General features: G+C 73.6%; 10 protein-coding genes, 1 tRNA gene and 1 pseudogene. 6 read left to right on the top strand and 6 right to left on the bottom strand.

The window, feature by feature from the left end:
- Positions 1 to 13: 13 nt before the first annotated feature.
- A complete protein-coding gene (gene grpE, locus ACI794_RS02530) occupies positions 14 to 736 on the bottom strand; it encodes a nucleotide exchange factor GrpE (RefSeq protein ID WP_456602358.1) in 723 nt (240 codons plus the stop codon).
- On the bottom strand, positions 733 to 2,607 hold the full coding sequence (gene dnaK / locus ACI794_RS02525; protein ID WP_456602357.1) for a molecular chaperone DnaK: 1,875 nt from the start codon (positions 2,605 to 2,607) through the stop codon (positions 733 to 735). Before dnaK ends, grpE begins: the two co-directional genes overlap by 4 nt.
- Positions 2,608 to 3,293: 686 nt before the next feature.
- Here dnaK and ACI794_RS02520 point away from each other — a divergent pair.
- Both ACI794_RS02520 and ACI794_RS02515 read left to right on the top strand, forming a co-directional pair.
- Positions 3,294 to 5,378: pseudogene (locus tag ACI794_RS02520) on the top strand (heterodisulfide reductase-related iron-sulfur binding cluster); the annotation flags it as partial.
- 349 nt (positions 5,379 to 5,727) lie between these two features.
- Positions 5,728 to 7,089: an MFS transporter gene (locus ACI794_RS02515; RefSeq protein ID WP_456615610.1), complete on the top strand. Its 1,362-nt coding sequence runs from the start codon at positions 5,728 to 5,730 to the stop codon at positions 7,087 to 7,089.
- Here ACI794_RS02515 and dcd read toward each other — a convergent pair.
- On the bottom strand, positions 7,061 to 7,645 hold the full coding sequence (gene dcd / locus ACI794_RS02510; RefSeq protein WP_091930153.1) for a dCTP deaminase: 585 nt from the start codon (positions 7,643 to 7,645) through the stop codon (positions 7,061 to 7,063). The genes ACI794_RS02515 and dcd overlap by 29 nt on opposite strands.
- A gap of 211 nt (positions 7,646 to 7,856) precedes the next feature.
- On the opposite strand from dcd, the gene ACI794_RS02505 reads away from it, so the two are divergent.
- The 4 genes from ACI794_RS02505 (at position 7,857) to ACI794_RS02490 (ending at position 11,345) form a co-directional block, all read left to right on the top strand.
- Positions 7,857 to 8,435 (top strand): PAS domain-containing protein, encoded by a 579-nt coding sequence (locus tag ACI794_RS02505; RefSeq protein ID WP_456615609.1) that lies wholly within the window; start codon positions 7,857 to 7,859, stop codon positions 8,433 to 8,435.
- 1 nt (position 8,436) lies between these two features.
- Positions 8,437 to 9,405 carry a methyl-accepting chemotaxis protein gene (locus ACI794_RS02500; RefSeq protein ID WP_456602353.1) on the top strand — a complete coding sequence of 323 codons (969 nt, stop codon included), beginning with the start codon at positions 8,437 to 8,439 and terminating at the stop codon, positions 9,403 to 9,405.
- 50 nt (positions 9,406 to 9,455) lie between these two features.
- A tRNA-Gly gene (locus ACI794_RS02495) sits at positions 9,456 to 9,529 on the top strand.
- Positions 9,530 to 9,716: 187 nt separating this feature from the next.
- Positions 9,717 to 11,345: a GAF domain-containing protein gene (locus tag ACI794_RS02490; RefSeq protein WP_456615608.1), complete on the top strand. Its 1,629-nt coding sequence runs from the start codon at positions 9,717 to 9,719 to the stop codon at positions 11,343 to 11,345.
- 11 nt (positions 11,346 to 11,356) lie between these two features.
- On the opposite strand, the gene ACI794_RS02485 is transcribed toward ACI794_RS02490, so the two are convergent.
- The 3 genes from ACI794_RS02485 to ACI794_RS02475 all read right to left on the bottom strand — a co-directional run bounded on the left by ACI794_RS02485 (position 11,357) and on the right by ACI794_RS02475 (position 13,872).
- On the bottom strand, positions 11,357 to 12,001 hold the full coding sequence (locus ACI794_RS02485; RefSeq protein ID WP_456615607.1) for a response regulator: 645 nt from the start codon (positions 11,999 to 12,001) through the stop codon (positions 11,357 to 11,359).
- A 64-nt stretch (positions 12,002 to 12,065) separates the two neighbouring features.
- The gene (locus tag ACI794_RS02480; RefSeq protein WP_456615606.1) at positions 12,066 to 13,094 is read right to left on the bottom strand and encodes a type III polyketide synthase; all 1,029 of its coding nucleotides are present in this window, start codon (positions 13,092 to 13,094) and stop codon (positions 12,066 to 12,068) included.
- A gap of 73 nt (positions 13,095 to 13,167) precedes the next feature.
- Positions 13,168 to 13,872 (bottom strand): methyltransferase domain-containing protein, encoded by a 705-nt coding sequence (locus ACI794_RS02475; protein ID WP_456615605.1) that lies wholly within the window; start codon positions 13,870 to 13,872, stop codon positions 13,168 to 13,170.
- Position 13,873: the final 1 nt, after the last annotated feature.

Here is a 13,873-nt window from a genome sequence, read left to right as displayed (position 1 = left end):
GGTCGGTCGCCGTTCAGCCGGCGGTCTGGTCGGCGGACCCGGCGGGCTCCGCCGCCGGGGCCGGCGACTCCGGCTCGGTGACCGCGACCATCGCGGTGCGCAGCACCCGTTCGCCGCGGCGGTAGCCCTGCCGCAGCACGGTCGTGGCCGTGGGCACGTTCACCTCGGCGGAGGTGTCGTGCATGACGGCCTCGTGCAGCGACGGGTCGAACTCGTCGCCGGCCTTCCCGAACGCCTCGACCCCGAGCCCGTCGAGCAACCCGAGGACGCGGTCGGCCACCACCTTGAAGGCGCCGGTCAGGTCGCCGTGGTCGCGGGCCCGCTCGATGTCGTCGACGATCGGGAACAGCTGCGCGGCGAACCGCTCCGCCGCCTGGTCCACGACCAGCGCGCGGTCCCGGTCGACCCGCCGCCGGTAGTTGGCGTACTCGGCGGTGACCCGCTGCAGGTCCTCCGTGCGCTCGGCCAGCTGCTGGGCCAGGTCGCCCTCGGCGCCGGCCTGCGGTGCGGCGTCCTGCGCCTCGGTCTCCTGCTGCGGCGCCGTGCCCTGGTCCGGGCCCACGGCCTCGTCGGTGGCCGTCGTGTCGTGCTCGCTCATCTGCTCCCCTGGGAGGTCGGTACCGGGCCGGACGCCGGCCGGCTGCTCGCCGGCCGGCGTCCGCACTGCGCCGGTGACGGGGTCGATCCGCCGCCTGTCACGGATCACGACCCGCGGCTGCTCGTCCCCCGAGCTCATCGGCGGTCGGTGTCCTCGTCGACGATCTCGGCGTCGACGACGTCGTCGTCACCCGAGGCCCGGGCACCCGTGGCACCGGCGCCGGCGTCGGCACCGCCCTCGGCGCCGGGCGCCCCGCCGGCCGCCTCGGCCTGCTGGGCGTAGAGCGCGCCGCCGACCTCCTGCGACACGCGGGCCACCTTCTCCTGCGCCGACTTGATGGCCTCGATGTCCGAGCCGCCGAGGGCCGAGCGCAGCTCCGACAGCGCCTCGCCGAGCTCGTCCTTCTTCTCGGCCGGGATCTTGTCGCCGTTCTCGGCCAGGAACTTCTCGGTCTGGTACTGCAGCGACTCGGCCAGGTTGCGGGTCTCCGCCTCCTCGCGGCGGCGCTTGTCCTCCTCGGCGTGCGCCTCGGCGTCCTTCATCATCCGCTCGATGTCCTCCTTGGGGAGGGCCGAGCCGCCGGTGATGGTCATCGACTGCTCCTTGCCCGTCCCGAGGTCCTTCGCGTGGACGTGGACGATGCCGTTGGCGTCGATGTCGAAGGCGACCTCGATCTGCGGGACGCCGCGCGGCGCCGGGGGCAGACCGGTGAGCTCGAACATGCCGAGCTTCTTGTTGTACATCGCCATCTCGCGCTCGCCCTGGAACACCTGGATCTGCACGGAGGGCTGGTTGTCGTCGGCCGTCGTGAAGATCTCGGAGCGCTTGGTGGGGATCGTGGTGTTGCGCTCGATGAGCTTGGTCATGATCCCGCCCTTGGTCTCGATGCCCAGGGAGAGCGGGGTGACGTCGAGGAGCAGGACGTCCTTGACCTCGCCGCGGAGGACACCGGCCTGCAGCGCGGCGCCGATGGCGACGACCTCGTCGGGGTTGACGCCCTTGTTGGGCTCCTTGCCGCCGGTGAGCTCGCGCACCAGGTCGGAGACCGCGGGCATGCGGGTCGAGCCACCGACCAGGACGACGTGGTCGATCTGGTTCACCGAGATGCCGGCGTCGCGGATCGCCTGGTTGAACGGCGCGCGGGCGCGGTCGAGCAGGTCCTGCGTCATCCGCTGGAACTCGGCGCGGGTGATCGTGATGTCGAGGTGCAGCGGGCCCTCGGCGCCGGCGGTGATGTAGGGCAGGTTGAGGTTGGTCGACTGCGCGCCGGACAGCTCGATCTTGGCCTTCTCGGCGGCCTCGCGGAGGCGCTGCATCGCCAACTTGTCCTTGGACAGGTCGATGCCGTTCTGCGCGTTGAAGGTCTGCACCAGGTGCTTGACCACGCGCTCGTCCCAGTCGTCACCACCCAGGTGGTTGTCACCGGCGGTGGCCTTCACCTCGATGACGCCGTCCCCGATCTCGAGCAGGGAGACGTCGAAGGTGCCGCCACCGAGGTCGAAGACGAGGATCGTCTGCTCGGTCTCGCCCTTGTCCAGGCCGTAGGCCAGCGCGGCCGCGGTCGGCTCGTTGACGATGCGCAGGACGTTGAGGCCCGCGATCTCGCCGGCCTCCTTGGTGGCCTGGCGCTGCGCGTCCTCGAAGTAGGCGGGGACGGTGATGACGGCGTCGGTCACCGGCTCGCCCAGGTAGGTCTCGGCGTCCCGCTTGAGCTTCTGCAGGATGCGGGCGCTGATCTCCTGCGGCGTGTACTTCTTGCCGTCGATCTCCTCGGTCCGCCAGTCCGTGCCCATGTGGCGCTTGACGCTGCGGATCGTGCGGTCGACGTTGGTGACGGCCTGGTTCTTGGCCGACTGGCCGACGAGGACCTCGCCGTTCTTGGCGAAGGCGACGACCGACGGGGTGGTGCGCGAGCCCTCGGAGTTCGCGATGACCGTCGGCTCACCGCCCTCGAGGACGGTGACGACGGAGTTGGTGGTGCCGAGGTCGATACCGACCGCTCGAGCCATGGAGATGGCCTCTCTTCCGTGTGCTGGGGTGGTACTGGTCCGTGCGAGGAGTCGGGGTCCGCCTTGCGCGGGGTCCGCTCAACTTTCCTGCCCACCCTAACGGCAGGCGCGGCGCTCGTGTTCCCGAGCCCCGTCGACGCTCCCTGTCGCCCACCGCTCGACGCGTCGCCCCAGCCTCGTGGTCGCGCCCCCAGCGGTACGAGGCTGGAGGCGGTTCCCACGAGCCTCGAAGCCCCTTCGCGGGCATCCGCAGATCCGTCGACCACCCGCCGCACGGGACGCCCGACGTGCCGGCTGCCAGCACCCCGAGACCCGCCACGGCTGGCCGCTCCACCGCCACACCCCGCGCGCGAGGTCGGACGCGCGCCGGCTGAGACCGCGGCCGATCGCCGCGACCCCAGGCGCAGAACGCTGTGATGCCGACCACGGGCCCGGGGTGACGGTCGGCCGCTGGGCACGGCGCCCCGTGGAGGTCGGCCGATCCGGGGCGCAGCGCCCACGGTTACCGGCGAGTAGCCTCACAGCGCGCCAGCTATGGTGCGCTGGAGTGCGGGCTGCGCCTGCCCGCACTGCGCGCCGATCGCCGGCCCACCGGCCGGTGGGCCCGCGCGCACCGCACACAGCCCCGTCGCCAGCGCGGCCGGCGGGAGTCGACCGACGCCGCCAGGCGTACGGGAGGGGAAAACATGACGGGCCCGCTGCAGATCGTCCTGGGGACGATCAGCGTCCTGTTCCTGATCGTGTCGTCCGTCATGGCCTACCGGGCCGTCCGGGCGATGGTGCGGATCATCCGCACCGGCCAGCCCGACGGCACCCGCTTCGGCCCGGTCAAGACCCGGCTGAAGACGCTGGTCGTCGAGTCGCTGGGCCACACCCGGATGCTGAAGTGGTCGAGCATCGGCATCGCCCACTGGTTCGTCTTCGTCGGCTTCTACGGCCTCTTCCTGACGCTGGTCGAGGCGTTCGGCGAGGTGTGGGACCCGGCGTTCCACCTGCCGCTCATCGGGACCTGGCCGATCTGGAGCCTCTTCGTCGACTTCATCGGCACCGGCACGATCCTCGGGATCCTCTACCTGATCATCCGGCGCCAGCGGGACCACCCGCGCCGGCAGGGCCGCAAGAGCCGGTTCGCCGGGTCCAACGAGGGCCGCGGCTACTTCGTCGAGGCCGTCGTCCTGATCGTCGGCATCAGCATCCTGAGCATCCGCGCCGCGAAGATCGCCTCCGGCCTGGACGACGCCCCGACCTGGTCCCACCCGGTGGCGAGCCTGGTGTCCAATCTCTTCCCGGCCAACCCCGACGTCGTCTCGATCGTCGCGTTCATCAAGATCGTGGTCTCGCTGACCTGGCTGGTCGTCATCAGCCGGATCCTGAACATGGGTGTCGCGTGGCACCGGTTCAGCGCCTTCTTCAACATCTACTTCAAGCGCGAGCCCGACGGCGCTCCCGCGCTCGGCCCGCTGCCCGCCATGACCTCCGGTGGCAAGCCGATCGACTTCGAGGACCCGGGCGAGGACGACGTCTTCGGTCGCGGGAAGATCGAGGACTTCACCTGGAAGGGGATGCTGGACTTCACCACCTGCACCGAGTGCGGGCGGTGCCAGAGCCAGTGCCCGGCGTGGAACACGGGCAAGCCGCTCAGCCCGAAGATGGTGATCATGGACCTCCGCGACCACCTCTACGCGAAGGCCCCCTACCTCCTCGGTGAGAAGACGGCGTCCGAGACGGCGCCGGACTACGACGTCCTCAAGCCCTCCGACGAGCAGGTGTGGGCGTCGGGCTACGCCCGCATCGAGGGCACCAACGACGCCCAGGCGCACCGCCCGCTGGTCGGCACCCTCGAGGAGGGCGGGGTCATCGACCCCGACGTCCTGTGGAGCTGCACCAACTGCGGCGCCTGCGTGGAGCAGTGCCCGGTGGACATCGAGCACATCGACCACATCGAGGACATGCGCCGCTACCAGGTGCTGATCGAGTCCAACTTCCCGTCCGAGGCCGGCGTCATGATGACCAACCTCGAGAAGCGCGGGAACCCGTGGGGCATGGGTGGCAACGTCCGCGAGGACTGGATCAAGGAGATGGACTTCGAGGTCCGCGTCGCCGACGGTCCGCTGCCGCACGAGGTCGAGTACCTGTTCTGGGTCGGCTGCGCCGGCGCCGTCGACGACCGCGCCAAGAAGGTCACCAAGGCCGTCGCCGAGCTGCTGCACACCGCCGGCGTGGAGTTCGCCGTCCTCGGCAACGGCGAGACCTGCTCGGGTGACCCGGCCCGCCGCATGGGCAACGAGTTCCTCTTCCAGCAGCTGGCCATGGAGAACGTCGAGACCCTCAACGGCGTCTTCGAGGGCCGGGTGCCGGGCACCCGCAAGATCGTCGCGACCTGCCCGCACTGCTTCAACTCGCTCGGCCGGGAGTACCCCCAGGTCGGCGGCGAGTACGAGGTCGTGCACCACACCCAGCTGCTGGGCAAGCTCGTGGAGGAGGGCCGGCTGACCCCGGTCACGCCCATCGACCGCAAGGTCACCTACCACGACCCGTGCTTCCTGGGCCGGCACAACAAGGTCTACACGCCCCCGCGCGAGATCCTCGACTCCGTCCAGGGCCTCTCCACGCAGGAGATGCACCGCTGCAAGGACCGCGGCTTCTGCTGCGGCGCCGGCGGTGCCCGCATGTGGATGGAGGAGAAGATCGGCAAGCGGATCAACATGGAGCGAACCGAGGAGGCCCTCGAGCTCGATCCCGACGTCATCTCCACCGCGTGCCCGTTCTGCATCACGATGCTCAGCGACGCGCTGACCAGCAAGAAGCAGAACGGCGAGGCCGGCGAGCACGTCGAGGTCCTCGACGTCAGCCAGATCCTGCTCCGCTCCATGACGCCGGTCGGCGTCAGCGCCCCGGGCGCGGAGTCCGGTGCCGACGTCGACACCAAGGCCGACGACCCGGCCGGCACCGGCTCGGCGGCCACGGAGCACGGTCCGCAGACCTGACCCGCGGCAGCCCGGCGACGGCGCGCGTCCCCCGCTCGGGGGCGCGCGCCGTCGCCGTTCCGGGGCACAGGGTGGTTGCGCGGCGCACCCACCCGGGGGCGATGTGCGCCGCGTCATGGAGGACGCTTTCGGGGTGACGCGCACCGCCCCTGCCCGCAGCAGCACCGGCCGCGATCGACGGCGGGGTCTCGGGATGCTGGCCGTCGCCATCGTCCTGACGGCGCTCAACCTCCGGACGGCGGTCACCAGCGTCGGCCCCGTCCTGCAGGAGATCGAGCGGGGCCTGGGCATCTCGAGCAGCGCGGCCGGCGTCATCACCACCATGCCGGTGCTCTGCTTCGCGCTCATCGGCTTCGCCGGCCCGGCCCTGTCGGCGCGCTTCCGCGACTCGCACGTGCTCGCCGGCGCCCTGATCGCGATGACCGCCGGGCTCGCGCTGCGCAGCCTGGCCGCCGCCTTCCCGGTCTTCCTCGCCGGGACGGCGCTGGCGATGGCCGGCGGGGCCCTCGGCAACGTCATGCTGCCCGGCCTGGTGAAGCGCCACTTCCCGGGGCGGACCGGACCGCTCGTCGGCGCGTACAGCACGGCGATGGGCCTGGGCGCGACCCTGGCCGCCGTCGCCTCGCAGCCCATCGCCGACGCGGCGGGCACCGACGGCGGCGGGTGGCGCTGGGCGCTCGTCGTCTGGGCGCTGCCCGCGCTGATCGCGGCGACGGTCTGGCTGGCCCTCCCCGCCGCTCCGGACACCTCCCGGCAGAGCCACACCGCCGTCCGCATGCGGTCGCTGGTGCACAGCCCGACGGCGGTGGCGATCACCGCGTTCTTCGGCGTCCAGGCGCTGCAGGCGTACGTCGTCATCGGCTGGTCGGCGCAGTACCTGCGCGACTCGGGCCTGAGCGCAGCGGCCGCCGGGCTGCTGCTGGGCCTGAACTCCGTCGTCGGCCTCCCGCTGAGCGCCGTCATCCCGTCGCTCACCGTCCGGCCGCGCCTGCAGCGCCCGCTGCTGGCTGTGTTCCTCGCCAGCTACGTGACCGGCTGGGTCGGCCTCTGGACGGCGCCGACCGCCGCGCCGTGGCTGTGGATGATCCTGATCGCCGTCGGCATGGGCACCTTCTCGATGGTGCTCACGCTCATCGGCCTGCGCGCCCGAACGCCGGAGACCGTCGCGGCGCTCTCCACCGTCAGCCAGAGCTGGGGTTACGTCGTCGCCGGGGCGGGCCCGCTGCTGGTGGGGGTCCTGCGCGGGGCGACCGGCAGCTACGACGGCATGTTCGTCATCGTGCTCACCGGTGTGGCGGTGCTCGCCGTCGCCGGGTGGATCGCCACGCGGCAGGTCTTCGTCGACGACGAGGTGGAGCGGACGGTCCCCGGCTGGTCGCCGGCGGGGCGGTGCTCCGCCGTGCTGGAGAGCGCCGGCGTCGAGGTCCCGGCCGCCGCCCGGGTCGACGACGCCACGCCGCGCCCGGCTAGGGGCGCCGGGTCTCCGCGCGGGTGAAGTTGCGGAACGAGCGCGACGGCGTCGGCCCGCGCTGGTCCTGGTACCGGGAGCCGTAGACGGCGGAGCCGTAGGGGTGCTCGGCCGCGCTGGTGAGGCGGAACAGGCAGAGCTGCCCGATCTTCATGCCCGGCCAGAGGGTGATCGGCAGGTTCGCCACGTTGGACAGCTCCAGCGTGATGTGCCCGGAGAAGCCCGGGTCGACGAAGCCCGCCGTCGAGTGCGTGAGCAGTCCGAGACGGCCGAGACTCGACTTCCCCTCGAGCCGGGCGGCGAGGTCGTCGGGGATGCTCACGACCTCCAGCGTGGACCCAAGCACGAACTCCCCCGGGTGCAGCACGAACGGCTCGTCGCCCTCGGGCTCGACCAGGGTGGTGAGGTCGTCCTGCTGCTTCGCCGGGTCGATGTGGGTGTAGCGGGCGTTGTTGAACACGCGGAAGAACCGGTCCAGCCGGACGTCGATGCTGGACGGCTGCACCAGCCCCGGGTCGTAGGGCTCGATGCCGAGGCGTCCCCCGGCGATCGCGGCCGTGATGTCGCGGTCGCTCAGCAGCATGGCGCGGAGTCTAGGGAACCGCCTCCCCCCTCTCTCGGAGTGAAGGGCAGCGCCCGGCGCACGAAGCCGCAGTCGGCCGGCGCCGTGGCCGCCCGCGAGAGCCCGCCGCGGCCGGCCGGGCCACGCGCGGTGTCGCCTCCCCGGTGCCGATCGGGCTCCCGGCTGCCGATGTACGGGACGCAATCGATCCAGAGTTCCGAGGGAGACCTGCGTGCTCGACACCCGGCCGGCGACCGCCGTCCCCCGCGGCACCCGCCACGCCGTACGCCCCACCGGGCGCGAGCGCAGCTTCTCGGCCGACGAGCTGATCGTGTCGAAGACCGATCTGCGCGGCGTGATCACCTACGCCAACGACGTCTTCCTCCGCGTGAGCGACTACCCGCTCGACGACGTGCTCGGCCAGCCGCACAACGTCATCCGCCACCCGGAGATGCCGCGCGCGGTCTTCGCGCTGCTGTGGGACACCCTGGGGGCCGGCCGCGAGGTGTTCGCCTACATCAACAACCTGGCGGCCGACGGGGGCCACTACTGGGTGCTCGCGCACGTCACGCCCTCCTACGACGCGCGCGGCACCGTGGTCGGCTACCACTCCAACCGCCGGCGACCCTCTCGGGGCGCCGTCCAGCGGGTGCAGCCGCTCTACCAGCGGCTGCTCGCGGAGGAGCGCCGGCACGCGAACGCGCGGAGCGCGGTCGCCGCCTCCTCGGCCCTCCTCGAGGAGGTGCTCGCCGAGCAGGGGCAGACCTACGAGGAGTTCATCTGGTCGATCATCAACCGCGAGGAGAGCTGACATGGGGATCCGTGCCGGACGCGGCGAGGGGAGCCGGCGTTCGGACGCCGCGGAGCTCGCCCTGCACCGCGACTTCGTGCGCCAGCTGACGGCGGCCTGCGAGGCGGCCGCCCGCGGCGACCTGGAGGCCCGCAGCCGGATCGAGCCCGCCGCGGAGGAGGTGCCCGACCTCGTCGCCCTGCACCACGCGCTCAACCGGGTGCTCGACGTCTCCGACGCCTTCGTCCGGGAGTCGTCCGCGGCGCTGACGTCCGCGGCGGACGGGCGGTTCCACCGCCGTCTGCTCACCACGGGCCTGCTGGGTTCCTTCCGGCGCACCGCCACCGACATCAACGACGCCCGGGGCGCGATGCAGGCGACCGCCGGTCGGGTCACCGATGCGCAGAGCAGCCGGCTGCGGCTGGCCGACGACTTCGAGTCCGTGGTGCTCTCCATGTCCGAGCAGGTGGCGACCGCCGCGACCGAGCTCAGCGCGTCGGCGTCCGGGCTCACCGCGGCCGCCTCCGCGGCCAGCACCGAGGTGGGGACCGCGCAGGACACCATCGGGTCGCTCACCCGCTCGTCGGCCGAGATCAAGGAGATCATCGCGCTGATCGACTCGGTGGCCGCCCAGACCCGCCTGCTCGCGCTCAACGCCACCATCGAGGCGGCCCGCGCGGGCGAGGCGGGCAAGGGGTTCGCCGTCGTCGCCTCGGAGGTCAAGGACCTCGCCGACCAGACCGGCCGCGCCACAGAACGCGTCACCGCCCAGGTCGAGCAGATCCGGCAGGCGTCGGAGGACGTCGCTGCCGTCATGAGCAGCGTGAGCTCGACCGTCGACGACATGAACGGGCTCGTCGACGGCATCGCGGCCGCGGTGGACGGCTCGGCGTCGCTGAACACCGCCCAGGAGGACGTCACCGGGCTCTCGCGGATGGCGGAGAAGCTGCGGTCGGAGGCGATCGGCTTCCTGGCCGAGATGCGGCGCTGAGGAGGCCGCTGTCGCGGCGGGACGGCGACCAGGTAGTCTCGTCGCCGTTCGCGGGTGTAGTTCAATGGTAGAACATCAGCTTCCCAAGCTGACAGTGCGAGTTCGATTCTCGTCACCCGCTCCACCCCGAGGCCCCGGTCCCCGCGACCGGGGCCTCGTCGCGTTCTGGGCGGGCAATTACGGACCAGGACCGGGCCTTTGGTCCCTGGGGGGCGACCGGATCGTGCCCGACGATGGGCGAGGCGCTTCCCTCACCGGGCCGGCGCTCCTACCGTCAGGGCCGTGCCCCCGCCCTGTCGCCGGTCCCGTCGATGAGCGACGACGCCGCGGCGCTCACCGCCGCGGTGCTGGCGGCGGCCTCGGGCGGGCAGCTCGAGGCGACCCTGCACGAGATCGTCGCCGTCGCGGTCCGGCACGTCGACGCCCGCTACGGGGCGCTGGGCGTGCTCACCCCTGACGGGAGCAGCCTGGACCGGTTCGTCACCGTGGGCATGGGGCCCGAGGACCACCAGCGGATCGGCCACCCGCCCGCGGGCGCGGGCATCCTGGGTCTGCTGGTCCAGGACCCGAGGCCGCTCCGGCTGGCCGACCTGCGCGCCCACCCCGCCTCCGTGGGCGTCCCCGCGGGGCACCCCCCGATGGGGTCCTTCCTGGGCGTGCCGGTCCGCGCCCGCGACTCCGCCTTCGGCCACCTGTACCTCACCGAGAAACGGACCGGGGGCGAGTTCACCGCCGCCGACCTGGAGATCACCCGGGCCATGGCGGCGGTCGCGGGGCTGGCCATCGAGAACGCCCGGCTGCTGGAGCACGCCGAGCAGCGCCGGGCCTGGTCGCAGGCGGGCACCGACATCGCGACGGCGCTGCTCTCGGGGCGCCCGGCCGGCGAGGTGCTGCGCGCCGCGGCGGCGCGCGTCGCCGAGCTCGCCGACGCCGACACCGTCGGCATCCTCGCGCCGTTGACCGGGGACGAGGGGACGCTGACCGTCACCGCGGCGGTCGGGCCGGACGCCGCCGACTCCGAGGGCGTGCGGATCCCGCTGGCCGGCACCCGGCTGGGGGACGCGCACCGCTCCGGCACGCCCGTGCTGGTCGAGGACGTCGCCGTCCCGCAGGAGCCGGGCACCACCCACGCCGCGGTGATCGGTGAGTTCACGGCCCGCTACGGCCCGGCCCTGTTCCTCCCCCTGGGCGGCGCGTCCCCGCCGACCACGCTGGTCGCGCTGCGGGTGCGGGGGCGACCGCCCTTCGACCCGGCGGTGCTGGAGCCGGCCTCGGCGTTCGGCACCCACGCGACCGTCGCCATGCGGCTGGTCCGCAGCCAGCAGCGCGAGCAGCGGCTGCAGGTCCAGGCCGACCGCGACCGCATCGCCCGGGACCTGCACGACCACGTGGTGCAGCGCATCTTCGCCACCGCCCTGGCCCTGGACCGGCTGGGCCGTTCCGTGGAGGAGACCGCCCCCGCCGTCGCCGGGCGGATCGCGACCCACGTGGACGAGCTCGACGGCACCATCGCCCGCATCCGCGCGTCGATCTTCGAGCTGCACGGCGCGGAGGACTCCTCGTCGGACGCCGTCCGGCGGCGGCTGGCCGAGGTGGTGCGCTCGGTGACCGACGGGCACGGGCTGCGCCCCGACCTGCGGGTGCGCAGCGAGGTCGAGGACCTGCCGCCGGGCATGGCCGGCGACGTGATCGCGGTCGTCCGGGAGCTGGTCACCAACGTGGTCCGCCACGCCCGGGCGACCCGCGTGACCGTGTCGGTGACCCTGGGCGACGAGGTGGGGGTCGTGGTCACCGACGACGGCGGCGGCGTGCCGGCGGTCACGGTGCGCAGCGGGCTGGCCAACCTGGCCGACCGCGCCGAACGCCGCGGCGGGCGGCTGGCGGTCTCCACCGGCCCCTCGGGGACCGAGATCCGGTGGACGGTGCCGCTGCCGGCCTGACGGCCGCCGCCTCAGCGCCGGGGGTCGCGCAGCTCGGTGGCCAGGATGGCGGCCTGGGTGCGGCGCTCGAGCCCGAGCTTGGCCAGCAGGTGGCTGGTGTAGTTCTTCACGGTCTTCTCGGCCAGGCCCATCCGCTCGCCGATCTGGCGGTTGGTCAGCCCCTCGCCGATGAGCGCCAGGACGGTGCGCTCCTGGTCGGTCAGCACCGCGAGCCGGTCGCTGCCGGACCGGGGCCGGGGCGGCGCACCGGGCTCGGCGAGGGTGCCGCCCGCCGCGACGGTCCGCACCGCCTGCACCAGCGCCGAGCCCCGCACCTGCTTGAGCAGGAAACCGGCCGCGCCGGCCCGCACCGCCTCGTCGCGGGCCGCCCGGTCGGCGTAGCTGGTGAGGACCAGGCACCGCACCCGCGGGAGGCGGGCGGTCAGGTCGCGGCAGAGCGTGGCGCCGTCGCCGTCGGGCAGCCGCATGTCCAGGACGGCGACGTCGGGACGGACGGCGGGCGCCCGCGCCAGCGCCTCGGCGCACGAGCCCGCCTCCCCGACGACGGAGATGGCCGGGTCGTCCTCGAGCACGTCGGCCACGCCGCGACGCACCACCTCGTGGTCGTCGACCAGGAACACCCGCACGGTCGGGGCCCCACCGGCTGCCTGCTCCACGCCGCGAACGCTAGACCGAGGTCGCCCTCCGGGGCAGCGTCCCCAGCACGCGGGAAGGGCTTCCTCAGGCCGGCAGCAGCAGCGCCGCGTACAGGGTCAGGCCCGGCCCGAACGCCATGGCCACGACCGGGCCGTCGACGTCGGCCAGCTCCTGGAGCACCAGCAGGACGGTCGCCGAGGAGCAGTTGCCGTGCTCGGAGAGCACCCGGCGGGACGCCGCGACCTGCTCCTCGCGCAGCCCCAGCTCGTCGCGGACGACGTCGATGATGCGCGGGCCGCCGGGGTGCACGGCCCACCCGGCGACGTCCTCGGTGCGCAGGCCTGCTCCGGCGAGCAACTCGTCGACGACGTCGCCCACGTGCCGGGAGAGGACGTCGGGCACCCGCGGGGAGAGCCCCATGCGGAAGCCGAGGTCGGTGACGTCCCAGGTCATGTGGTCGGCCGTGGAGGCGTCGGTGCGCGCGACGACCGCGGCCAGCCGCCGCCCGCGGGACGTGCCGGGCTCGACGACCACCGCCGCGGCGGCGTCGGAGAACAACGCGTGCGCGACCACCTGCTCGAGGTCGTCCTGGGCGGGCTGCACGTGCAGGCTGGTCAGCTCGCAGCACAGCAGCACCGCCGGCCGGGACCGGGCGGTGACGAAGTCGCCGACGGCGGCCAGTCCGGGGATGGCCGCGTAGCAGCCCATGTGCCCGACCAGCAGCCGCTGCAGCCCCGTGGGCATGCCGAGGTCGCTGGCCAGCCGGATGTCCAGCCCGGGCGTCGCGTACCCGGTGCAGGTCGCGACGGCGAACAGGCCGACGTCGCCCGGGGCGAGCCCGGCGGAGTCCAGCGCGCCGGCCACCGCCTGCTTGCCCAGTGGCAGGGCCTCCTCGATGTACCGGGCCATGCGCGCGCCGGTGCCCCAGCCGCTGAGGTCCTCGTCCATGGGGTTGGCCACCGCGTGCCGGCTGCGGACGCCGGCGCCGAGGAAGATCCGGCGGGCGGCGCGGACCCCCGCGTAGTGGTCGGCGAAGAACCCGTCCCAGGCGGCCTCCTGGTCGAGCGTGGTGGGCAGCGCGGACCCGGCCCCGGTGAGGACGGCGGTCGTCACGGGCGCGGCTCCACGGCCGACCTGCTCGGGATCATGCTTCCGACGGTACGTGCGCCGCCGCCGCGTCGCCCGCTCACCGCTTCCGGCCGTAGCCGGCGAAGACCACGGCCGTGGACCGGATCGGCTTCATGCGGACCGAGTCGCGGCGGCCCAGCCGCCAGGCGATCGCGTCCCGGAACGACGGGCGCAGGCCGACCAGGTGGAGGTCCAGACCCAGCCGGCCGGCTGCGGCGAGCAGCCGCTCGCGGTCGACGAAGAGCGCCGGGTCGTGGATGCCCGGTGGCGGGCCGCCGGGCAGCCGCTCCGCCACGGTGACCATGAGGAAGCGGCCGATCCGGGTGGCGGCCAGCGCGTCGACGACCAGGACCCCACCGGGCCGGAGCAGGCGCGCGCACTCCGCGAGCACCGCGACGTCGTCCTCGACGTGCTCGAGGATCTCGCCGGCGACGACGACGTCGGCGCAGCCGTCGGCCAGGGGGACGGCGAGGACCGAGCCGCGCACGGGGAGCACGCCCCGGGCGCCGGCGACCCGGAGCCCCTCCAGCCCGAGGTCGACGCCCACGTGCCGGTACCCCAGCCGGGCGGCGTGCGGGGCCATCAGCCCGCCGCCGCAGGCGAGGTCGACCAGGAGCCCGGGCCCCTCCGCCGGAGGGATGTGCTCGGCCCGGGAGGCGGCCAGCCAGTGCAGCGCGGCGAACCCGCCCGCGGGCTCCCACCACTGGTCGGCGAGGTCGTCGTACTGGGCGGGGTCGTTGCGCGGCAGGGTGGTGGGTCGCACG

This window comes from Blastococcus sp. SYSU DS0541, assembly GCF_054050875.1.
The sequence above is the reverse complement of the archived record's forward strand: the minus strand, read 5'-3'. Positions and strand labels throughout refer to the sequence as shown.

Excerpts from the sequence above, each read along its gene's own strand:
- ACI794_RS02500 (WP_456602353.1), top strand. The coding sequence starts at position 8,437 with ATGGGGATCCGTGCCGGACGCGGCGAGGGGAGCCGGCGTTCGGACGCC.
- dcd (WP_091930153.1), bottom strand. The coding sequence starts at position 7,645 with ATGCTGCTGAGCGACCGCGACATCACGGCCGCGATCGCCGGGGGACGC.
- dnaK (WP_456602357.1), bottom strand. The coding sequence starts at position 2,607 with ATGGCTCGAGCGGTCGGTATCGACCTCGGCACCACCAACTCCGTCGTC.
- ACI794_RS02490 (WP_456615608.1), top strand. The coding sequence starts at position 9,717 with ATGAGCGACGACGCCGCGGCGCTCACCGCCGCGGTGCTGGCGGCGGCC.
- grpE (WP_456602358.1), bottom strand. The coding sequence starts at position 736 with ATGAGCTCGGGGGACGAGCAGCCGCGGGTCGTGATCCGTGACAGGCGG.